Source organism: Streptomyces sp. NPDC055025 (assembly GCF_053608565.1).
The window spans coordinates 1-22,077 of sequence record NZ_JBSGVS010000007.1 but is presented as its reverse complement, the minus strand read 5'-3'; the positions used below and the strand labels follow the sequence as shown (position 1 = coordinate 22,077).

The following is a 22,077-nucleotide window of genomic DNA, read 5'->3' as shown; positions in this document are numbered from 1 at the left end:
CGGCTCCGCCCGCCGGTCAGGGTATACGGGCGGAACCACTTTGTTTCGACATTATACAAAGCGGCTCAGTGCCGTCGGCCGTGCCCCGTGGTCTCGGCCTCCAGGGCGCGTCTGGTGTTCGGTCCGTAGACGCCCTCGGGGTCGCCCTCGATGCTCTTGTACGACTGGTAGATCCGTACCGCGCCCTCGACGCGCTGGTCGTACCGCCCGTCTGCCGGGCCACGGAACAGCCAGACCTCCCCCAGCCGGTTCTGGAGTTCCGCCACCTCGGGACCGGAGTCCCCGGGGCCGAGCGATATGCCCTCCGGCGCGAGCGACGGCTGCTCCGACGCCTCTCGTGTGGGCGACGGCGGGTCCTCGGGCGCGGGCGACGAGGGCGGTGCGGACGGCTTCCCTTCGGTGGTGGCGGAGGCGGTGGCGGTGGCGGAAGGGGCCGTGCTGACGGTGGGGCCGGGGGAGGAGGGGGCGGCGCCGCCCGTGGAGAGCGACGCGGCCGACCGGGTCGGGGTCGCCGGCGAATCCGACGGGTCCGGCTCCATGACACCCACGGCCGGCAGGTCGCTCTGGTCCGGCAGCGTCCGCGCGCCCGGTTCGCTCCCCGAGAAGAGCCCGCCGGCGAACGCCGCCGTACCGATCACCGCCAGGGCCGCCGCGCCGATCGCCAGTGCCCGGTACGGCGTACGACGGGGCGGCGGCGGTGGCGGATAGAAGCGCGCGGGCGGTGGCGTGGCGGAGTTGGTGGCCGGGGCGAGGGGCGGCATGGGGCCCGTGGTGCGGAAGGCCGGTGGCGGCTCCGTACGGTCGTCGCCCGCGTCGAGTGTCACGTATGGGCGTACGCGCAGCGGATTGAAGTCCTCCGCCTCCGCGATCTCCTCGGCGACATCCTCCGCGATCTTTTCCGTGGCCTTCTCCGTGGCCTTCTCCGGGGTCTCCACGGCGGGCGTCTGCGCGGTTTCCCGCGCGCTTCCCCCGGCGGTTTCCCGCGCGGCCCCCTGCCCGGCGGCCTGCTGAGCCTCCGTCGGCTGCCCGGACGCCCGCGCCACGCCCCCGGGAGTCACCCCCGGAGCCGCGCCCCCGGGCGCCACGGCCTGCCCGGCCGCGGCCTGCCCGGTCACGGTCCGCGCCGCCACGGCCTGCCCGGCCGCGGTCCGCGCCGCCACGGTTCCTGGCGCCCCGTCCGCTTTCCGGGTGTCCGCCGGTTGAGCGGTCCCTGACGCGGCCGGCGGCTCCGGCGCGGCGGCCGCGGTGATCTTCGTCAGCACCATCGTGGTCTCCGCGGCCGTCTCCGCGGCCCCCGGCCGGGCGGAGTGCCGCCCGGCCGGTGACACGGGTCCTGGTCGCTCCGCGCAGGCGCATCCGGGTCTGTCGTCGGCGGCGCGCGGCGTACCGCACTCGGGACAGAGCTGTCCGGTCAACGTGGGTTCCCTCCCCTTGAACTGCCGCCGATTATGCAGGCCGTGTGTGGAGGGTGTGCGCGTACCCGGGTGCTCCGGTGGACTCTCGGCAGGCCATAACCGGACAGAGCGGACAGGATGGAATCCGGCGGATCCGAGGAGTTGTTCCATGATTCAGGAAGTGAGTACCCCGGCCATAAGTCCGGCCCCCGGCGACAGTCAGAAACCGCGCACCGTCCTGGTCGCGATATGTGCCCTGCTGATGGGGCTGCTGGTCGCCTCGCTCGATCAGACCATCGTCTCCACCGCACTGCCGACCATCGTCAGCGATCTCGGGGGGCTGGAACATCTCTCCTGGGTCGTCACCGCGTATCTGCTCGCGTCGACCGCCGCTACTCCCCTTTGGGGAAAGCTCGGTGACCTGTACGGCCGCAAGCGGCTCTTCCAGACCGCGATAGTCATCTTCCTCATCGGCTCCGCGCTCTGCGGCACGGCCCAGAACATGCCGCAGCTCATCGCCTTCCGCGCGGTCCAGGGCCTCGGCGGCGGCGGACTGATCGTGCTGTCGATGGCGATCGTCGGCGATCTCGTCCCGCCGCGTGAACGCGGCCGGTACCAGGGTCTGTTCGGCGCGGTCTTCGGGGCGACCAGTGTGCTCGGCCCGCTGCTCGGCGGTTTCTTCACCCAGGAACTGAGCTGGCGTTGGGTCTTCTACATCAATCTGCCCGTCGGCGGGGTCGCGCTCGCGGTGATCGCCGCCTTCCTGCACATACCGGTCCACAGGACCAGACACACCATCGACTACCTCGGCACCGCCCTGATCGCGTCCGTCGCCATCTGTCTCGTCCTGGTCGCCTCGCTCGGCGGTACGACCTGGGCCTGGGGCTCCGCCGAGATCATCGGACTCGCCGCCCTCGGCGCCGTCCTGCTCGCGCTCTTCGTCCACGCCGAGCGGCGCGCGACCGAACCCGTACTGCCGCTGCGGCTCTTCCGGCTCAGGGCCTTCACGCTCATCGCGGTCATCAGCTTCGTCGTCGGTTTCGCGATGTTCGGCGCGATGACCTATCTGCCGACGTTCCTCCAGGTCGTCCAGGGCGTGACGCCCACCATGTCCGGGGTCCATCTGCTGCCCCTGGTGTTCGGTCTGCTGATCACCTCCACCGTCTCCGGCCATATCGTCAGCCATACCGGCCGCTGGAAGGCCTGCCCCATCCTGGGCGCCGCCGTCACCCTCATCGGTCTGCTGCTGCTCCACCGGCTCACCGCGACCAGCGGTATCTGGGAGGCGAGCGTCTACTTCTTCGTCTTCGGCGCGGGCCTCGGACTGGTCATGCAGGTCCTGGTGCTGGTCGTGCAGAACTCCGTCAGCTATCAGGACCTCGGGGTCGCCACCTCGGGCGCGACCTTCTTCCGCTCGATCGGGGCGTCCTTCGGTGTCGCCATCTTCGGCACCATCTTCAGCAATCTGCTGGCCGACCGGCTGACCGCCGCCCTGGCCCGCGAATCGCCGCCGCCCGGTGTCGGGCCGAGCCAGTTGTCCGCCGACCCCCGGGCCATCGAGCAGCTGCCCGCCGATCTGCGGCCCGCCGTACTGCACGCGTTCTCGACCTCCATCACCGATGTCTTCCTCTACGCGGCGCCGGCGGTGCTGCTCGCCTTCGCCGTGGCGTGGTTCCTCAAGGAGGACAAGCTGCGCGGCTCGGTGACCGCGCCGGAGATAAGCGAGACCCTGGCGAGCAACCCGGTCGTACGCTCCTCGCACGACGAGGTGGCACGCGCGCTGTCGGTGCTCGGCAGGCGTGAGGGCCGTCACCGGATCTACGAGAGGATCACCGCGAAGGCGGGGTACGACCTGCTCCCGGTGGCGAGTTGGCTGCTGCTGCGCATCCGGCGCCATGGCTCGGTGCAGCCGGGCGCGCTCCTGGAGACCCGGCCCGTACCGGTCAGATCCGTCACCGACGCGTCCCGGCAGGTGGAGGAGCGGGGGCTGGCCAGGCGCGAAGGCCTTGAACTGACCCTCACCCCACGGGGCGTGGAGACGGCGGAGGTGCTGGCGAAGGCGCGCGAGGACTCCCTGACGGAGTTGCTCGGCGACTGGTGGGGACCGGGCAGGCCGAAGGACCTGGTGAAGCTGGTACGGGATCTCAACAGCGAGCTGTGCGGAGCCGAGAGCGAACGCCCGCAGGCCCCGTTCCCGCCGCGGGACCACGCCATCTGAGCCCGGACCGTTTGACCGATGGATTACGGGCAACCCGCACTGAGGAACGACCCGTTACGAGCGGTACAGGTACGTACACGTACGGGATGAGACGAGACGAGACGAGAAGAGAACAAGGAAGGCAAACATGTCCACAGTCCTGATCGTCGTCGCTCTGGCCGTGGTGTTCGTGGGCGTCGTGGCCGCGGTCCTGTACATCGGGCCCGGCAGGGCAAGCGGACGGAGCGGACTGAAGCGCCGGTTCGGACCGGAGTACGAGCGGGTTCTCGCACATCACGACGGAGACTCCAAGGCCACCGAGCACGAGCTGGCCGAGCGGGTGGGGCGGTACGGCGAGCTGAACTCGGGGCCGCTCCCCGCGGAGCGGCGTGACCAGTACGTGGCCCGCTGGACGGAGCTCCAGGAGCGCTTCGTCGACGCGCCGCGGGAGGCGGTCGTGGAGGCGGACCGGCTGCTGGCCCGGCTGGCGGCCGACCGCGGTTACCCCGGTGGCACGGAGCACGACGGCCGGTCCGACGAGCAGCTCGAAGCGCTCTCCGTGCACCACGCGTACCAGATGGACGGATACCGCAGGATGCGCCAGGTGGCCTCGACGGACGGCCGTGGCACGAGCACGGAGGAACTGCGCGAGACGCTGCTCGGCGCGCGTCAGCTCTTCGACCGGCTGATCCTCGGTCACCCGGACCGGAGCGACAGGCACCGCGGCGGCGCCGTCGGCCGGAACAGGAACCGGAACCTTACTCTGCGGCCCAAAGGGAGTGGTGTCTGATGACGTACGACCCCAAGAGCGACAGCGAGAACGATACGAGCGATACGGGCGGTGCGGGCGGTGCGGGGACAGCGGCCGTGCCTCCGGCCAGGGACGGCCGGCGGACGGCCGGGACGGACCGGCCCGTCGCGGCGGACCGGCCCATGGAGCCGCGTGGCGTCCGTGAACCGGTCAAGCCGCTGCACGCCCGTCAGCCGCGGGAAGCGGCGCGCGTGCCCGTGAAGCCGGTGCCCGCCCCGGACGGAGCCGGAGCGACCGGCGGGTCCACCGGTACGGGTGTTGCTGCCGGTGCCGGTGATACCGCCGGACAGCCGACGAGCACCAACGGCACGAGCGGTACCAACGGTACGAGCGGCACCCGGGACAGCCACGGTACGAGCGCCACCCACGGGAGCCACGGGAGCCACAGTACGAGCGGCACGCGCGCGACCCACGGGACGGGCGACGCCCACGGCACGCGCCTCCTCTCGCAGGACGAGAGCGAGCGGCTCGCCCTGCGCCTCCAGGACGCCCTGAGCACCTTCGTCGACGGGCCCCGGCGCTCCGTCGAGGAGGCCGCCGGAGTGCTGGACGAGGCCGCCGAGCGACTCACCACCGCGCTGGCCGAACGGCCGCGGTCGCTGCGCGCCCAGTGGGAGGGCGGCGACCCCGGCGCGGGCAAGCGCACGACGGACAGCACGGGCACGCACACGACGGACAATCTGAAGGACGGCGCGGCGGACGGCTCGGACACGGAGAGGCTGAGGCTCACGCTCCAGAGCTACCGCGAGTTCACGGAACGGCTGTTGCGTATCTGACACACCATCACGGGCCCGCGAAGACCGACCGGACAGGGCCCGGCAGGACCAGGAGGCGGTGGGCAAGGGACGGCCCACCGCCTCCGCCCGTCCGCCTCCGCCTGCCTGCCTGCCCGCCCGTCAGGCCGTCCGCCTGCCCGTCCGTCAGGCCAGTACGCGGGCCAGTACGAAACCGTCGTAGCCCTTGACGCCCACCGTCTGCACGGCCGTCGCGGACAGCCGGGGGTTCGCCGCCATCAGCTCGATCATCCTCCGGGTGCCCACCACCGAGGGGTCGGTGCCCGTCGGGTCGGCGACGGCTCCGCTCCGTACGACGTTGTCCACGACGATGACACTGCCGGGGCGCGTCAGCTTCAGCGACCACTCCAGATAGTGCGGGTTGTTCGGCTTGTCCGCGTCGATGAAGACGAGGTCGAACGGGCCCGCGCCCTCGGCCTCCAGGACGGGCAGCGTCTCCAGCGCGGGACCCGTTCTGACCTCGGCGATCTTGTCCAGCCCGGCGCGGGTCAGACTGGCCCGCGCCACCTCCGCGTGGACGGGGTCGTACTCCAGGGAGATCAGCCTGCCGTCGTCGGGCAGCGCGCGGCCCAGCCAGATGGTGCTGTAGCCGCCGAGCGTGCCGATCTCCAGGATCGTACGGGCGCCCTGGACGCGGGCGAGGAGCTGGAGCAGCTTGCCCTGGTTCGGGGCGACGTTGATGGCGGGCAGGCCGGCCGCGTCGGCGGCGGCGAGTGCCGCCGTGAGCGCTTCGTCGGCGGGGGCGAGCTGATCGGTGAAATAGCGGTCGACCGCGGTCCACTGCTCCGGGAACATGGAGGCCTCTCGTCCGTGCGCGGGTGTCGGTGTGGGAGTACCGAATTAGTTCCTGTTGGGAACATATCCTGGGCGACCGTATCGCAGACGACCGGCGGGCGGCGGCCGGTGGTGGCGGGAGCGCCCGGTGCGCCGCGCCGCCCGGTGCACCCGGGGCCGCTCCGCGGGCCACCGCATGGTGTACTTTCCGACCGGCTCGCACCCTATGTCCCGTGCATCCCCTGTGTCGCCCTTGTTCCCCGTTCCGTTTCCCATTCCGTTCGGCGTCCCGTTCGCCGTCGCGTCGGGCACCGGATCGGACGGCCTCGCGCGGTCCCGCTTGCCCGCCCCCCCGGCACATCGGCGCCGTAAACCCGGAAGACAGGGGCATTGAGACAAAACAGGGATGACAGACAGGCGAAGAGGGGGTTGCCTGAGTCTTCCCGACCGGGCAATGCGAGGCTCATGCCCCAAGGACGGCGGTTTCGGACGGAGGGTCGGCGCGGCGTGGTGAAGGCGGAGCACAGCGTGCACGGCGGTGCGGCGGCGGGCACGGCGGGCCCGCTGAGAGACGGGTTCGGCGCGGCCCGCGCCGTTCTATGGCTGGTCGCCGCCGTGCTGGCGGTCAGACAGGCCACGGCGGTACTGAGACAGCCGCCCGGTGAACGGCTCACCGATCTGGAGACCTGGATCGGTGACAACGGCGTCCTGCACGTGTCGGGTTCGCTGTACGACACCGGCAGGTTCACCGGGACCCCGTTCGCCGGGCTCGTGCTCAAACCGCTGGCGCGTTCGGCCGAGGAGAGCCTCGGCATCGCCTGGACCTTCGGCACGCTGCTGCTGGTCGTCGCCCTCGGCCTGGTGGTCGCCCGCGCCCTGCCGGGCCGCGTCTCGCGCCGTACCGGACTGCTGGCCGCGCCGGTCACGATCAGTCTGCTCATGCTGTCCCTGCCGGTCCGCAACAGCTTCTACCTCGGCCAGACCAGCATCATCCCCGTCCTGCTGGTCCTGCTCGGCTGCTTCGCCGTACGCGGTGAACGCGGCTCCGGAGCGCTGGTCGGCATCGGCGCCGCCCTTCAGCCCGCCGTGCTGCTCTTCGCGCCCCTGCTGTGGCTGACGGGCCGCAGGAAGGCCGCCGTGACCTCGGCGGGGACCTTCGCCGCCTCCACCGCGCTCGCGTGGGCCGCGATGCCCGGCGACTCCTGGGCGTACTGGGTGCACCATGTGGCGGGCGCCGGTCTCGGCGAACGGCCCGACTCCCTCGCCAACCAGTCCCTGCACGGCGCGCTGCTCCGGCTGGGCCTGGAGGGCCCCCTGGAGATCGTGCTCTTCGGCGTCCTGGCGGCGGCCGTCGTGTTCGTCGGACTGCGCCGCGCGGTCCGCCACGCGCGCGACGGGCAGCTGCTGCTCGCCGTGGCGCTGACCGGCTGCGCCGCGATCGCGGTCTCGCCGACCGCCTGGCAGCACCAGCTCCTGTGGGTGCTGCTGGCGCTCGTCGGCCGGGTCGGTACGCGCGCCAGGGACCGGCTGGTGTGGCCGGCCGTGGTGGTACTGGTGATGACCCTGCCCGGGAAGATGCTGCTGCCGAACATCGCGCTGCTCCATCCCGTGCGGGAGAACGTACCGCTGATCGCGGCGCTGGCGGCGGCCTGCGCGGTGCCGTTCCTGGCGCGTGCCTCGCCGTACTTCGAACGGCCCGTCGCGACCGAGTACGCCCGGCCCGTGCCCGCGCGCTGGAGCGCGGTCCCGCTGCTGCCGTTCTGGCGGCGGCTGCTCGGCCGCCCCAATCTGCTGCTCGAACTGCTGGTCATCCGTGTCGGCTACTCGGTCTACTCACATATCCGGCTGGTGGCGACCGGGGGCCGCGAGGCTGCCGAGGAGCACGGCCGCCAGGTCGTCTCGGTCGAGCGGGCGCTGGGCATCGACATCGAGCACTGGGTCAACCACGCGGTCGCGCGCACGGAGTGGGCCGAGAGCTTCTTCAACTTCTACTACACGTCCTTCCACTTCCTGGTGCCGCTGACGATCCTCGGTGTCCTGTACGTACGCCGGCCCGCCGACTACCGCTGGGCCCGCTCCTCGCTCGGCTTCGCCACGGTCCTCGCGCTGCTCGGCTTCTGGCTCTATCCGCTGGCACCGCCCCGGCTGATGCCGGGCATGGGCTTCATCGACACGGTGCACGGACCGCAGGATCTGACCAATCCGGACTACGGGGCGCTGACCGCGCTCACCAACCAGTACGCGGCGATGCCCTCGCTGCACTTCGGCTGGTCGCTGTGGTGCGGTGTGGTGATCGCCGTCCTGGCGCCGAGGCTCTGGATGAAACCGCTCGGTCTGCTCCATCCGCTCTTCACGGTCTGCGCGATCGTGGCCACGGGCAATCACTGGGTCCTGGACGCGGCGGGCGGCGCGGCGGTGGTGGGCGCGGGCCTCGGACTGACCTATCTGCTGGCGGGGCCGAGGCGACTGCTGCCACGGGTGGTGACGAAGACGGACCCGTTCCCGAAGGGGCTGAGCCCCGACGCGGCGGCCGGTGACGCGGCGGACGATGACGCGGCGGTCGCGGCCGGGGGAGGGGGAGGGGGAAGAGCGGCGCGGGAGCCCGGACAGGGGCGGTCCCGCTGACGGAGCATCGCTTACGGAACGGACCGCGGAACCGCGGAACGGTCTGCTGAACGGCTCATCGGGTGCGGTTCATCGGGTGCGGCTCAGCCGCGTCGGCGGCGGGCCTGCCGACGACCGGCGACGACCAGGACGAGTACGGCGGCGGCCGTAGCGATCAGACCGACGGCCGAACCTCCGACGGCCGGACCTCCGCCGCCCGTGCCATCGTCGCTCGTGCTGCCGCCCGTGCCATCGGCGTCGGCGGTTCCGGCTGACGGACCGGCCGTCCCGTCCGCCGTCCCGTCGGGTGTCCTGCCGGTCTCGGTCGACGAGGTGGCCGGGGCCCGGTCCGTCACCTGCTCCCCGCACCCCGTCGCCGGATAGCCGGATATCGCGCAGAGCAGCCCCTGACCGCTGTAGCGCAGCGGCTCCGCGACCGCCGCGAGCGCCTCCGCGGCCGTCGCGTCCTCGCCGAGCAGGGCGCACTCCGCCCGGAGCGCGGGCGCCCGCTCACCGGCCGGGGCATCGGCCGCCGTACCGGGGTCGACGACCACGCCGATCCGTTTGCGGCCCTCGCGCCCGGGAGTGTCACCGCAGATCGCGGCGAAGCCGGGCGCGTGGCGCGGCCGGGCGGCGTCCCCGCCGTCCTCGCTCACCGCGAAACGGAAGCCCGTGACGGTGCCGTCGGCGGGCCGGGCCGTGGCCGGACCCTGGGTGGCATAGCTCCAGCCGCCGCCGTCGCTCTCCCAGAAGGACCAGTAACGGTAGCCCGCCGCCTGGGCGTTCCCCGTACCCAGGGCACCGACGAGACAGACGGGAAGCAGGAGGACGACGAGCGCCGGGAGCCGGTGCCGGGCGCGGATCACGGCTGCGGGCTCGCCGGGCTCGCCGGACTCTGCGGGCCTTGCGGGCTGGGGGTTCGCGGGCCCTGGCCCTGCGGGGTCTCCGGTGTCTTCTTGCGGCCGTTGAGCAGGAAGCCCATGGCGACACAGGCGACCGCGCCGAAGCCGAGTATCCACAGCATCCCCTGGTCGCGACCGCTGTTCCCGTGCGCCGCGGCGGCGGCCGGAGCGGTGGCGGACGCCATGGGCCTGGGCGTCGGCCCCGTCGCGTTCAGCCGTTCCACGAGGTCGATCCCGCCGAAGTTGCGCGGGTCCGTGCCCGTGGCGTGGGCGGCGAAGATGAGCTGGGCGTAGGCCGCGGGCCCGTTCTCCTGGGCCCAGGCACCGGAGTTCCGCTTCAGCCACTCCAGCGCGCCGGACGCCTGGTCCCCGTATCCGGCGGCCGTCAGGGCGACGACGGCGTCCGCCGTGTTGCCGGTGTCCGGCAGCGGCGCGCTGTCCTCGGCGCCGGGCAGCGGCGGCTGGTCGAGATGGCCGGTCGCCGCGAGCGCGGAGGCCAGATAGGCGGCGCCGTTACGGGCGGCCCGTTCAGGGCCCGGGTCCGGCGTGGACACACAGGACGGCGCGGGACCGGCCTGCACCGGCCAGGCCATCATCCGCTTGCCGAGCCCGCCGAGCACGGCCGCGGCGGTGGCGTCGTCATTGGCGGTCAGGCTCCCCGCCTTGTCCGGCTGGTACGCGAACGCCCCCGCGTCCGCGCCCGATCCGGGGTCGCACGGGATCGAGAGGGCGACCAGCGCGTCATAGGCGCTCTTCTCCTCGGACGAGCGCATCGAGCTGGGCCGTACCCCGAAGGTGGTCAGCGCGCCGATCACCAGGGAGGTGGAATTCGCGTCGCTCGGCGTGCCGGGGAGATATCCCCAGCCGCCGTCCTTGTTCTGTACGGATCTGAGCCACTCCATGCTCTTTGCCATGGCGGGCCGTTGACCGCCGAGCGTGGCGAGCGCCTGCATGGCGGCGGCGGTGGAGTTGGAGTCCACCGCCGTCCTCTCGTCGCAGGGCACGGCGGGGTCGGGGCGGTACGCGGGGAAGGCGCCGTTGGCGCACTGCTGGCCCTTCAGCCAGCCGACGGCCTGGTCCGCCGGGCGGACACCGGCGGCGAACTGCCCCAGTATCGCCAGCGATTGGCGCCACACACCGTCGTAGGCCGGGTCCTTCTCGCCGTACAGCCCCGGCGGGACGGCGACGGGTGCGGGGGACGGCGCCGGCGCGGAGGCGGCGGGAGCCGGGGAGGGCGAGTCCGAGGAGGAACCGGAGGGGGAGTCCTTGGAACCCGAGGAGGAGCCGGGGGAGTCCGGGGAGGAGCCGGGGGAGGAGGCCGGTACATCGCCTCCCGCCACGGCGGCCGGAGCGACTGCCGCGCAGAGCAGGGTGGTTGCGGCGAGCGCCACTGCGTAGCGGCGAACGGTGGTCATGGCGGCTGGGCCTCTCCTGCGGGAGCCGGCGCGGGCACACCACCGCCCCTTCCGGCGAGACCGGCCCCCGTCGCGGTGGCCTCCCCCGCCGGTCGCGGCACTGGGTACCGGACTCCGGCCCCGTAATCCTCGACGATGCCGGCCGCCGGCGGTTCCGGCGGCACGAGCCGGTCACGACCGTGTACGGGGCTTTCCGGCCGTACCGCCGGTGACGGCGGCTCACGGTCGCTGGTCGGCGCCGGTTCCGCACCGGCCTTCCCCGTACGGGCATGATGGCGACCGCCCTACTCTATCGGCCGCGTACCCCTCTCCGTCGTCAGACGTATCTCTCCCGCCGGTCCCGGAACGCGCCCCGGAGCGCACCCCGGGCGCGCACCCGGGCGTTCACCCGGGCCGCCGAGACCGGTCCAGAGCCGCATCCGGTCGCATGCGGTCGCATCCGGTCGACATCCGGTCGGTGTTCAGCCGGCGTCCGGTCGGCAGCCGGTCGGCGTTCAGTCGCCGTCCGATCAGCGTCCGATCAACGCCCGGAAAGAATCCGACATCTCCGCAACGAATGTGCCATGTCGTCCGACAACCAGGTTAAGTCCAACGAACGGTCGGGAAACACTTGTCCGTTGCGGTGCCCACCCTCTTGTTGGCACTGTGTCTACGCGCGTATCTTGAGCCGACTTCCAGGCTTCCCGTACCACTCCCACACGCCGTGTCAGTACTGTCACCTCCGCACCGCCTTCGCACCGCCACCGCACAGTCACACGCGCACCCGCGCCCCGGGAGCACACCGGCGAGCACGCGGGAAAGCACCCGAGAGAACCCGTAGCAGAAAGAGCCCAACGTGCCCTCTTCCATACCCCCGGCCCTGCGCGGTCGGCGCGCCAAGCGGATCGCTCTGGCGCTCCCCGTCGGTCTGGTCGGAACGCTCATCGCGCTCCCGTTCACGGCGCAGGCGGCCCCGTCGGCCGACGCCGTGATCGCCGAGGTCTACGGCGGCGGCGGGAACTCCGGCGCCACCCTCACCAACGACTTCATCGAACTGGGCAACGCCGGCAGCGGTTCCTTCGACCTCACCGGCTGGTCCGTGCAGTATCTGCCCGGCGCTCCGACCGCCAGCAGCAAGTGGCAGGTCACCGCGCTGACCGGCGCGATCCCGGCGGGCGGCAGCTACCTCGTCGCCGAGAGCAAGGGCACCGGCGGCACCACCGCGCTGCCCACCCCGGACGCGTCCGGCTCCATCGCCATGTCGGGGACCAGCGGCACGGTGGCGCTCGTCCACTCCACCACCCCGCTGTCCTGCGTCACCGCCGCCGACTGCGCGGCCGACGGCAGCATCAAGGACGTGGTCGGCTTCGGTACCGCCACGGTCCGTGAGACCTCGCCGGTCCCGGGTGCGAGCAACACCGCCTCGGTCTCCCGGAACGCCTCCCTCACCGACACGGACAACAACGCGGCCGACCTGTCCGCGTCGGAGCCGAGCCCCCGTAACACCGCGGGCGGCGGCGGGGAGCCGGGCCCGGACCCGACACCCACGCCCACGCCGACGGGCTCCACGGACCCCACGGAGCCGCCCACGCCCCCCACCCCGGGTGAGCTGCGGATCCACGACATCCAGGGCAACACCCGGCTCTCCCCGCACGTGGGCAAGACCGTCACCAACGTTCCCGGTGTGGTCACCGGCGTACGCTCCACCGGCTCCTCGCGCGGCTTCTGGATCCAGGACTCGCAGCCGGACAACGACCCGGTCACCAGTGAGGGCGTCTTCGTCTTCACGGGCTCGACCACCCCGCAGGTCAAGGTCGGCGACTCGGTCCTGGTCACCGCCAAGGTCGCCGAGTACTACCCGGGCGGCGCCTCGTCCGGCGCGCAGTCCCTCACCGAGCTGAGCGGCCCGACCACCGTCGTGCTGTCCTCCGGCAACGCGGTTCCCTCGGTCGAGCTGGTCGACGCCAAGACCCTGCCCAAGGACTACGCCCCGAGCGTGGCGGGCGGGAACATCGAGCCGCTCACGCTCCAGCCCACCGTGTACGCGCTGGACTGGCTGGAGTCCCGTGAGGGCATGGTGATCCAGGTCGGCGACAGCCGGGTGGTCGGTGCCTCCAACTCGTACGGCGAGACCTGGATCACCACCAAGCCCACCAAGAACCCGACCCCGCGCGGTGGTGTGGTCTACACCGACTACGACGACCCGAACTCGGGCCGGCTGCTGGTCACCGCGCTGACCTCGGACAGGCCCGCGGCCAATGTGGGCGACACCCTCAAGGGCGCGACCGGTCCGGTCGACTACGGCACCTACGGCGGCTACAGCATCCAGGCGACCGCTCTCGGCGCGGTCACCAAGGGCGGTATCGAGCCGGAGGTCGCGGAGAAGGGCAGCGACGACGAGCTGTCCGTCGCCACGTACAACGTGGAGAACCTCGACCCCACGGACCCGCAGGACAAGTTCGACCGGCTGGCCCAGGGCATCGTCAAGCACCTCGGCTCGCCGGACATCCTGAGCCTGGAGGAGATCCAGGACAACAACGGCGCGAAGGACGACGGTACGGTCGCGTCCGACCAGACCCTCGCCAAGTTCATCGAGGCCATCAAGGCGGCGGGCGGCCCGGCGTACGAGTGGCGCTCGATCGACCCGCAGGACAAGACGGACGGCGGCGAGCCGGGCGGCAACATCCGTACGTCCTTCATCTACAACCCGCAGCGGGTCACCTTCGTGGACCGTCCGGGCGGTGACGCCACCACCGCGGTGGAGGTCGTCGGCACCGGCAAGAAGGACGCGGACATCTCCCTGTCGGTCTCCCCGGGCCGGATCAACCCCACCTCGGGCGCGTGGTCGAGCAGCCGCAAGCCGCTGGTCGGGGAGTTCCTGTTCCGCGGTGAGCAGGTCTTCGTCGTGGGCAACCACTTCAACTCGAAGGGCGGCGACCACCCCGTCCACGGGCGCTTCCAGCCCCCGACGCTGAGCTCGGAGACCCAGCGCCTGGCCCAGGCCAAGGAGGTCAACACCTTCGTGGCCGACCTGCTCGACAAGGACAAGGACGCGAAGGTCGTCGTCCTCGGCGACATCAACGACTACCAGTTCTCGGCACCGCTCGACGTGCTGACGAAGAAGGTCCTCAAGGACCTGATCAACACGCTGCCGAAGAACGAGCGCTACAGCTACGTCTACGACGGCAACTCCCAGACGCTGGACCACATCCTGGTCAGCAAGGGCGTCAAGGACCCGCAGTACGACGTGGTCCACATCAACGCGGAGTTCGCCGACCAGGCGAGCGACCACGACCCCCAGGTGGTCCGCTTCAAGTAACACCACCCCGGGTGGCCGGTCCGGCATCGCCGACCGGCACCCGCTGAACCACCGCTGACCTGTGGCGTGTACGGCTCCCCTCCCCGGGACCCGTACACGCCACAGCCATGTCCGCCGCCGCCTCCGGCCGCCGCGTGTCCGGGCACGGCCGGTGTGGCCGGTGTGACCGGTGTCAGGACTCAGGACACGGGGCGGCCGGCCGGACCGAGCAGCCGGAGTTCCTCCGCCGTGAGCCGGAGCGCGCCCGCCGCCAGGTTGTCGACGAGGTGTTCCGGGTCGCCCGTTCCCGGGATGGCCAGTACATGGGCGCCCTGCTCCAGGGTCCAGGCCAGACGGACCTGGGCGGGGGAGACACCGTGCGCGCGGGCCACGGCGTGGACCTGGTCGTGCTCGGTCCGGACGGCTCCGGCCTCGCGCCCCTCCCCGGCGATGGAGAAGAAGGGCACGAACGCGATGCCGTGCGCCGCGCACGCCCGGAGCATCTCGTCCCCGTCGGGTGTGTCGACGCCGTAGCGGTTCTGGACGCACACCACCGGTGCGATCTCCTGAGCCTGGGTCAGATGCTCCGGGCGGGCGCCGGAGATACCGAGGTGACGGACGAGCCCCGCGGCGCGCAGTTCGGCGAGGGCCCCGAAGTGCTCGCTGATGGACTCCTGGCCCATGAGGCGCAGATTGACCAGGTCGAGATGGTCGCGGCCGAGCTGGCGCAGATTCTCCTCGACCTGGCCGCGCAGCTGGTCGGGCCGCGCCGGGGTGACCCATTCGCCGTCGGCGTCCCGCGCGGGACCGACCTTGGTGGCGATGACGAGATCGTCCGGATACGGCGACAGCGCCGCGTTGATCAATTCGTTGGCGGAACGCAGCCGGGAGAAGTAGAAGGCCGCTGTGTCGATGTGGTTGACGCCGAGGCCGACCGCGCGGCGGAGTACGCCGATCGCCCGGCCGCGGTCGCTCGGGGTGCCCTGGTGGAAGGCGGCGCTGCCGGTCAGGCGCATGGCACCGAATCCGAGCCGGTTGACCGTGCGGTCACCGAGCGTCCATGTACCCGCGGTTGTCGCGGAGACCGTGTGCGTCGTCATCTTCCCCTTCAGCTCCATCAGCTCCATCCGATCGGCCGTCGCCCGTCACCGGTTCGAGGCACGGCGGTCCTGGAGTATGCGCGGGTGGCGGGCGTGGCGGAAAGGTGCGGAGCGCCGGGGGAATGTCACAGCGTGACCGGGAATCCCGCGTACGCGCCCGGGGTTGTCATGGGTGAGGCGGAAGTGCCGGGGCCAGGAGACGGCAGGCCGTCTCGATGTCCGTTCTGACCTGGTCGGTGGAGGCGCGGCCCGACAGCCAGGTGATCAGGGCCGCGTGCCAGGTGTGCTCGATGACGCGGACCGCGGAGAGCTGGGCCGGGGTGGGAGGTGTTCCGCCGGGGCGCGGGGTCATCGCGTCGAGGATGATCGCCGTCGTCCGGCGGGAGACCTCGTCCACCTCGCGGCTGACACCGCGGTCCGCGAAGGTCAGCGCGCGGATCATGGCGTCCGCGAGATGGGGGTCGCGCTGGAGGGCGCGGAAGGCGCGCATCAGGGTCTCGGCGACCCGGGCGCCGGGGTCCTCGGCGCTGGGCGGGCGTCTGCGGAGCGTGGTGTGGAGATGCTCCAGCCGGTCCTGCATCGTGGCGACCAGCAGATGGATCTTGGACGGGAAGTAGCGGTAGAGCGTGCCGAGGGCGACCCCCGCCTCCTCGGCGACCTCCCGCATCTGCACGGCGTCGAAGCCGCCCTGGCAGGCCAGTTGACGGGTGGCCGCCAGGATCCGGCGGCGGCGGGCCTCCTGGCGCTGGGTCAGCGGGGCCGACACCGTTCTGGGTTCCGCTGTCATCCCCGTCCGTCCCCACTCCATCGCGCTCCGCCGCCCTCCGGGCCGTACCGCGTGCTCCGGACGGCACAGCATGGCAGGGGCGCGCGTGGTGGCGCGAATCACCCGATCCCGCCGGTACAGCGACGCTACTTGCCGGTAAATTCGGAGCCTGTGGGCGAACAAGTCTGAAACTTGTTCTAGATTGACGCCGGCGGTTACGCTCCGGCGGAACTCGGAGAGCGCAGTGAGAAGGGGGCCGGGAGTGACCGCTGAGGCCATACGGGCGGGCACCGGAGCGCGGTCCCCGCGGCCCCGCGGATCCCATGACGTCCGGCCGGAACCGGCGGACCGTACGGCCGAACCCGCGGAGCGCACGCGGGAGTCGGCGGAGGGCACGGCGGAGGCGGCGGAGCGTTCGGCGGAGGCGGCGGGCCCGCGCGCCGGCGACGACCGGCCGCTGCGTATCGCCCTCCTCAGCTATAAGGGCAATCCTTTCTGCGGTGGACAGGGCGTCTACGTCCGTCATCTCTCCCGTGAACTCGCCCGCCTCGGACACAGCGTCGAGGTGATCGGCGCCCAGCCCTACCCCGTGCTCGACGAGGGCGTACCGCTCACCGAGCTGCCCAGCCTCGATCTCTACCGGCAGCCCGACCCCTTCCGCACCCCACGGCGTGACGAGTTCCGCGACTGGGTCGACGCCCTTGAGGTCGCCACGATGTGGACGGGCGGCTTTCCCGAGCCGCTGACCTTCTCGCTGCGCGCCCGGCGCCATCTCGCCGCCCGCGCCGGACAGTTCGATGTCGTCCACGACAACCAGACGCTCGGTTACGGACTCCTCGGCGATCTCGGCGCACCGCTGGTCACCACCATCCACCACCCCATCACCGTCGACCGCCGACTGGATCTCGACGCCGCCGAGGACTGGCGCAGACGGGCCTCCGTACGCCGCTGGTACGGCTTCACCCGGATGCAGGGGCGTGTCGCGCGCCGTCTGCCGTCCGTCCTCACCGTCTCCGGCTCCTCGAAGCAGGAGATCACCGACCAGCTCGGGGTACGGGCGGACCGTATCGACGTCGTGCACATCGGCGCCGACACGGAACTCTTCTCGCCCGACCCGGCCGTGCCCGAGATACCCGGCCGTATCGTCACCACCTCCAGCGCGGACGTCCCTCTCAAGGGCCTCGTCCATCTCATGGAGGCCCTCGCCAAGGTCCGCACCGAACATCCCGCCGCGCATCTCGTCGTCGTCGGCAGGCGCCCGGAGTCGGGACCGGTCGCGCGGGCCGTCGAACGGTACGGGCTCGAAGGCGCCGTCGAGTTCGTCAAGGGCATCTCCGACGCCGAGCTGGTGGAGCTGGTGCGCGGGGCGCAGATCGGCTGTGTGCCGTCCCTGTACGAAGGGTTCTCGCTGCCGGCCGCCGAGACGATGGCCACCGGTACACCGCTCGTCGCCACCACGGGAGGCGCCATCCCCGAGGTCGCGGGCGCGGACGGGGAGACCTGTCTGGCCGTACCGCCGGGCGACGCGGGCGCGTTGGCCGCCGCGCTGGGGCGGCTGCTCGACGACGCGGAGCTGCGCGCCCGGCTGGGCGCGGCGGGCCGGGAGCGGGTGCTGTCCCGGTTCACCTGGGCGCAGGCCGCCCGGGGTACCGCCGAGCTGTACCGCGCGGCGATCGCCCGGCAGGCCGGCGCCCGGCCCCGGCTCCGGTCCTGGTCCGGGCCCCGGTCCTGGCCCCGGTCCCGGCAGGCGCATCAGCCGCCGTCGCCGCTGCGGGACGCCGCCGCCGGGACGGCTCCCAGCGGCGCGAGCTGATGCCGTACCCGCCGCCGCTCGGGCCCGCCCGCGCGCGGTCCGTGTCCGTGCCACCCGCGCCCGCGTCACCCGCGCCCGTGCCGTAACGCCGCAATGCCGTCACGCCGTACCCCCCGTGCCGTACCCGTACGTCCGTACCCCGACCGCGAAAGCAGGACGACCCTGTGCTGACCGTGGACTTCACCCGCTTTCCGCTCGCCGCGGGCGACCGTGTGCTCGATCTGGGGTGCGGCGGGGGCCGGCACGCCTTCGAGTGTTACCGGCGGGGCGCCCAGGTCGTGGCTCTCGACCGGAACGGCGAGGAGATCCGCGAGGTCGCCAGGTGGTTCGCCGCGATGAAGGAGGCGGGGGAGGCCCCGCGGGGCGCCACCGCCACCGCGATGGAGGGTGACGCGCTCCAGCTCCCCTTCCCCGACGGGTCCTTCGACGTCGTCATCGTCTCCGAGGTGATGGAGCACATACCGGACGACAAGGGAGTGCTCGCCGAGGTGGTCCGGGTGCTGCGCCCCGGCGGGCGGATCGCGGTCACCGTGCCGAGGTACGGCCCGGAGAAGGTGTGCTGGGCGCTCTCCGACGCGTACCACGAGGTCGAGGGCGGCCATATCCGGATCTACAAGGCCGGCGAACTGCTGGGCAGGATCCGGGAGGCCGGGCTCAAGCCGTACGGCAGCCACCACGCGCACGCGCTGCACGCCCCGTACTGGTGGCTCAAGTGCGCGTTCGGCGTGGACAACGACAAGGTGCTGCCCGTCCGCGCGTACCACAAGCTGCTGGTCTGGGACATCATGAAGAAGCCCGCCGTCACCCGGGTCACCGAGCAGTTGCTGAACCCGGTGGTCGGCAAGAGCTTCGTGGTCTACGCGACCAAGCCACGCCTTCCCGCGGCGGACACGAATCCCGTGGCGGACCCGAAGTGACCTTGGCCGGCCGTGGGCCCGACGCCACGGAACATCTCGTCCTGCCCGGTGTGCTCACCGCGGAACAGGCCGCCGAGACCGTCGCCGGCGTCCTCGCCGTACAGCACCGGGACGGCGCGATCCCCTGGTTCCGGGGGCACCATCTCGACCCCTGGGACCATGTCGAGGCGGCCATGGCGCTGGACGCGGCGGGCGAACACACCGCGGCGGCACGGGCGTACGAGTGGCTCGCGAGGCATCAGAACGAGGACGGGTCCTGGTACGCGGCGTACGAGAACCCCGCCTGGGCGGGAGCCGGGGGCACGCGCGGGGCCGGGACCACGGGCGGTGCCGGGACCGCGGGCGCCGGTCCGCGGCACACCGCCGATCCCGGGCACACCGCCCGCTCGGGTCGCACCGCCGATCCGGGTCACACCATCGCCGTCCCCGGCGATCCGGGGCGCGAGACCAACTTCGTCGCGTACGCCGCCGTCGGCGTCTGGCACCACTATCTGGCCACCGGCGACGACGCGTTCCTCGACCGGATGTGGCCCGTCGTCCACGCGGCGATCGAGTTCGTCCTCGTACTCCAGCAGCCCGGCGGGCAGATCGGCTGGAAGCGGGAGGCGGACGGCACGCCCGTCGACGACGCGCTGCTGACCGGGAGTTCGTCCGTGCACCAGGCACTGCGCTGCGCGCTCGCGATCGCCGAGGAACGCGAGGAGCCGCAGCCCGACTGGGAGTTGGCGGCGGGCGCGCTCGGGCACGCGATACGCCGCCATCCCGAGCGCTTCCTCGACAAGTCCCGCTACTCGATGGACTGGTACTACCCCGTGCTCGGCGGCGCGGTGACCGGAGCGGAGGCCACGGCGCGGATCGCGGCGGGCTGGGACCGCTTCGTGGTGCCGGGCCTCGGGGTGCGCTGTGTGGTGCCCAACCCCTGGGTGACGGGCGGTGAGAGCTGTGAACTCGCCCTGGCTCTCTGGGTGATGGGCGAGTCCGACCGGGCGCTGGAGGTGCTCCAGTCCATCCAGCATCTGCGCGCCGAGGGCGGGATGTACTGGACGGGTTATGTCTTCGAGGGCAACCGCGCCGTCTGGCCGGAGGAACTCACCACCTGGACGGCGGGTTCGCTGCTGCTCGCGGTGGCCGCGCTCGGGGGGGACGAGGCGACCACGGCGGTGTTCGGCGGCGAGCGACTGCCGCGCGGGCTGGACCCCGACTGCTGCCGCTGAGGCGGCGCACCCGCCGGAACGGACCGGAACGGGGCGGCGCCCGGTCGGCGGGCCGAGTGCCGGCCGGACCGGGCGGGGCCCGTCGGTCAGAGGCGGCGCACCCGGCCCGCGATGCCGTGGCCGATGGCCAGATAGACGACGGCGGCGAGTCCGTAACCGCAGACGACACGGGCCCATGCCTCGTCGAAGGTGAACAGGTCGTAGGACCAGCCGGCCAGCCAGCGTGCCGCGTCCTGGACGAACTCCACCAGGTCGTTGGCGCGGTTGGCGTCCAACAGGTACATCAAGATCCACAGGCCCAGGATGAAGGCCATGATGTCCGCGACGACGACGATGACCGTCGCCGCGGAGCCGCTTCCACTGCGATGACGTGAGGACATGTCCAGCGTGTTGCCGCTGATGGGCGGGTGAAACCCGGACGGCCCCCGCCGGGTGGCGGGGGCACGGGGGCGGCGTGACGCTTCAGGCAGTCCGCCAGGGAGGTCCGCCGTGTCCGTCGAGGCCCGCACCACCGCCGGCGGTCCGATACGCCGAGTCGTACCGGCACTGCTCCTGGCCTGCGCGTTGTTGCTGCCCCTGGCCGCGTGCGGCAGCGGCGGCGACCAGGGAGGAACGGGCGCGGACACACCGGCGGCGGTGGAGACGACGAGTTCGGCGCGGACACAGAAATTCGCCAAGACCCGTTTCGTCGCCAACGCCGGGCTGGCGGCGGGCGCCACCTACCAGTGGATCGTCAAGCCGTATCGCGCGGGCACGTTCAAGAAGGGCGCGAGCGGCCGTAAGTTCGCCCTGATCAAGGCCGGTCTCGCGGGCGCCTTCGCCTACAACCGGCTCAAGGCGGCAGCCGAGAACGCCAAGGGGGACCCGCTGCTCGCCGAGGCGATGGGCCCGCTCGCCGCCGGGATCGCGTCGCTCAAGGGGATCGGCGCCAAGCTCGGCAAGGGGGAGGCGGGAGGCGCCGAGGTCGGGATGTTCGAGACGGTCATCAACGACGTCAAGGACGCGGGCAGCGGCGCGGGCGCCGTCGTGAAGGACAAGGTGCCGTCGGTGACGCAGTTGAGCCGCGGCTGACCGCCGGTACGGACCTCCTGCCCCGGACCTCCTGCCCCGGACCTCCCTCCCTTCCGGGCCCGCGGCGATAACCGCTGGCCGCACGGGACATGGCTGCCTACTGTGCGCCGTATGACGCTTCTGGGACATGACCGCTACTGCGACGAGATCGTGGGACAGACCGAGCGGCTGAGGTCCGCCCTCGCCGGTGCCGATCTCTCCGTGACCGTGCCGAGCTGCCTCGACTGGACACTGGGAGAGCTCGCACTCCATGTGGGCCGGGCACACCGCTGGGCGGAGACGATCGTACGGACCCGGGCCGAGGAGGACATCCCCGACGGCGGGGTGCCGGACTTCGAGGTCCCCGGCGGTTCCGGTTCCGGCTCCGGCGCCGGTCCCGATCCGGCCGCGCTGGACGCCTGGCTGGCGGAGGGGGCGGAGAAGATCGCCGCCACCCTGCGGGCGGTCGCTCCCGAAACCGCGGTCTGGAGCTGGGGCTGGGAGCGGAACGCCGGCTTCTGGGCCCGGCGGATGACCCATGAGACGGTGATCCACCGGGCCGACGCGGCGCTGGCGGCGGGGGTGCCGTACGAGGTCGCTCCGGAGGTCGCGGCCGACGCGATCGACGAGTGGCTCCAGTGCCTCACCTTCGCCCAGGCCGCCGGTGACCCGGAGGCGGCCGAACTACGCGGCGGGGGCCGCAGCATCCATCTGCACGCGACGGACACGGCGGACATGGCGGGCGCGGCGGGCGCGGAGGGCGCCGAGTGGCTGATCGAGTTCGGTGACGACGGTTTCACCTGGCGACGCGGCCACGAGAAGGCGACGGTCGCGCTCCGTGGCCCGCTCACCGAGGTGCTGCGGGTCTTCTACCGCCGGCTGCCCGCCGACAGCGAGCTGGTCGAGGTGCTGGGGGACGCGAAGCTGCTGGACTTCTGGCTGGAGCGGGCGACGTTCGGCTGACGCGGACCGCCCCCGGCCCGGCTTCCCGTACGGCCGCTCCTCGTACGTACGGCCGCCGGGCACCGGCAACGACAACGGCCTCCCGC

17 protein-coding genes are annotated in these 22,077 nt (G+C 72.2%); 10 read left to right on the top strand and 7 right to left on the bottom strand.

The genetic code is table 11. From position 1 onward, the window contains the following. Nucleotides 1-65: 65 nt before the first annotated feature. Nucleotides 66-1,415, bottom strand: a complete 1,350-nt coding sequence (locus ACWGDX_RS06525; protein WP_453622846.1) for a peptidoglycan-binding protein — start codon at nt 1,413-1,415, stop codon at nt 66-68. A 148-nt stretch (nt 1,416-1,563) separates the two neighbouring features. On the opposite strand from ACWGDX_RS06525, the gene ACWGDX_RS06520 reads away from it, so the two are divergent. The 3 genes from ACWGDX_RS06520 to ACWGDX_RS06510 all read left to right on the top strand — a co-directional run bounded on the left by ACWGDX_RS06520 (nt 1,564) and on the right by ACWGDX_RS06510 (nt 5,178). Continuing rightward, the gene (locus ACWGDX_RS06520; protein WP_453622844.1) at nt 1,564-3,612 is read left to right on the top strand and encodes a DHA2 family efflux MFS transporter permease subunit; all 2,049 of its coding nucleotides are present in this window, start codon (nt 1,564-1,566) and stop codon (nt 3,610-3,612) included. Between the two features lie 127 nt (nt 3,613-3,739). Continuing rightward, on the top strand, nt 3,740-4,381 hold the full coding sequence (locus tag ACWGDX_RS06515) for a hypothetical protein (protein ID WP_453622842.1): 642 nt from the start codon (nt 3,740-3,742) through the stop codon (nt 4,379-4,381). Then, the gene (locus ACWGDX_RS06510) at nt 4,381-5,178 is read left to right on the top strand and encodes a hypothetical protein (RefSeq protein WP_453622840.1); all 798 of its coding nucleotides are present in this window, start codon (nt 4,381-4,383) and stop codon (nt 5,176-5,178) included. The genes ACWGDX_RS06515 and ACWGDX_RS06510 overlap by 1 nt, the downstream gene beginning before the upstream one ends. Before the next feature lie 144 nt (nt 5,179-5,322). Here ACWGDX_RS06510 and ACWGDX_RS06505 read toward each other — a convergent pair whose 3' ends face one another. After that, nucleotides 5,323-5,991, bottom strand: coding sequence for an O-methyltransferase (locus ACWGDX_RS06505; RefSeq protein WP_453622838.1), 669 nt, complete (start codon nt 5,989-5,991; stop codon nt 5,323-5,325). Between the two features lie 486 nt (nt 5,992-6,477). Here ACWGDX_RS06505 and ACWGDX_RS06500 point away from each other — a divergent pair, with 486 nt between their 5' ends. Further along, on the top strand, nt 6,478-8,595 hold the full coding sequence (locus tag ACWGDX_RS06500; RefSeq protein ID WP_453622836.1) for a bifunctional glycosyltransferase 87/phosphatase PAP2 family protein: 2,118 nt from the start codon (nt 6,478-6,480) through the stop codon (nt 8,593-8,595). 83 nt (nt 8,596-8,678) lie between these two features. Here ACWGDX_RS06500 and ACWGDX_RS06495 read toward each other — a convergent pair whose 3' ends face one another. Together ACWGDX_RS06495 and ACWGDX_RS06490 are read right to left on the bottom strand one after the other, a co-directional pair. After that, the gene (locus tag ACWGDX_RS06495) at nt 8,679-9,440 is read right to left on the bottom strand and encodes an SCO2322 family protein (RefSeq protein ID WP_453622834.1); all 762 of its coding nucleotides are present in this window, start codon (nt 9,438-9,440) and stop codon (nt 8,679-8,681) included. Further along, nucleotides 9,437-10,891 (bottom strand): prenyltransferase/squalene oxidase repeat-containing protein, encoded by a 1,455-nt coding sequence (locus ACWGDX_RS06490; protein WP_453622832.1) that lies wholly within the window; start codon nt 10,889-10,891, stop codon nt 9,437-9,439. Before ACWGDX_RS06490 ends, ACWGDX_RS06495 begins: the two co-directional genes overlap by 4 nt. Nucleotides 10,892-11,726: 835 nt before the next feature. Between ACWGDX_RS06490 and ACWGDX_RS06485 the strand changes: the two genes are divergently transcribed. After that, entirely contained in the window at nt 11,727-14,189 is a 2,463-nt protein-coding gene (locus ACWGDX_RS06485; protein ID WP_453622831.1) for a lamin tail domain-containing protein, read from the top strand. Between the two features lie 179 nt (nt 14,190-14,368). On the opposite strand, the gene ACWGDX_RS06480 is transcribed toward ACWGDX_RS06485, so the two are convergent. Together ACWGDX_RS06480 and ACWGDX_RS06475 are read right to left on the bottom strand one after the other, a co-directional pair. Next, nucleotides 14,369-15,268 (bottom strand): oxidoreductase, encoded by a 900-nt coding sequence (locus ACWGDX_RS06480; RefSeq protein WP_453623030.1) that lies wholly within the window; start codon nt 15,266-15,268, stop codon nt 14,369-14,371. A gap of 166 nt (nt 15,269-15,434) precedes the next feature. Further along, on the bottom strand, nt 15,435-16,055 hold the full coding sequence (locus ACWGDX_RS06475; protein WP_453622829.1) for a TetR family transcriptional regulator: 621 nt from the start codon (nt 16,053-16,055) through the stop codon (nt 15,435-15,437). Nucleotides 16,056-16,491: 436 nt separating this feature from the next. On the opposite strand from ACWGDX_RS06475, the gene ACWGDX_RS06470 reads away from it, so the two are divergent. The 3 genes from ACWGDX_RS06470 (at nt 16,492) to ACWGDX_RS06460 (ending at nt 19,978) form a co-directional block, all read left to right on the top strand. Then, nucleotides 16,492-17,847, top strand: a complete 1,356-nt coding sequence (locus ACWGDX_RS06470) for a glycosyltransferase family 4 protein (protein WP_453623028.1) — start codon at nt 16,492-16,494, stop codon at nt 17,845-17,847. Between the two features lie 164 nt (nt 17,848-18,011). After that, a complete protein-coding gene (locus ACWGDX_RS06465; RefSeq protein WP_453622827.1) occupies nt 18,012-18,764 on the top strand; it encodes a class I SAM-dependent methyltransferase in 753 nt (250 codons plus the stop codon). 2 nt (nt 18,765-18,766) lie between these two features. Beyond that, nucleotides 18,767-19,978, top strand: coding sequence for a prenyltransferase (locus ACWGDX_RS06460; RefSeq protein WP_453623026.1), 1,212 nt, complete (start codon nt 18,767-18,769; stop codon nt 19,976-19,978). Nucleotides 19,979-20,064: 86 nt separating this feature from the next. On the opposite strand, the gene ACWGDX_RS06455 is transcribed toward ACWGDX_RS06460, so the two are convergent. Further along, on the bottom strand, nt 20,065-20,358 hold the full coding sequence (locus ACWGDX_RS06455; RefSeq protein WP_363085053.1) for a hypothetical protein: 294 nt from the start codon (nt 20,356-20,358) through the stop codon (nt 20,065-20,067). A 109-nt stretch (nt 20,359-20,467) separates the two neighbouring features. Here ACWGDX_RS06455 and ACWGDX_RS06450 point away from each other — a divergent pair, with 109 nt between their 5' ends. After that, nucleotides 20,468-21,049, top strand: a complete 582-nt coding sequence (locus ACWGDX_RS06450; protein ID WP_453622825.1) for a hypothetical protein — start codon at nt 20,468-20,470, stop codon at nt 21,047-21,049. 111 nt (nt 21,050-21,160) lie between these two features. After that, complete coding sequence (locus ACWGDX_RS06445) at nt 21,161-21,991, top strand: maleylpyruvate isomerase N-terminal domain-containing protein (protein ID WP_453622824.1); 831 nt, start codon at nt 21,161-21,163, stop codon at nt 21,989-21,991. Nucleotides 21,992-22,077: the final 86 nt, after the last annotated feature.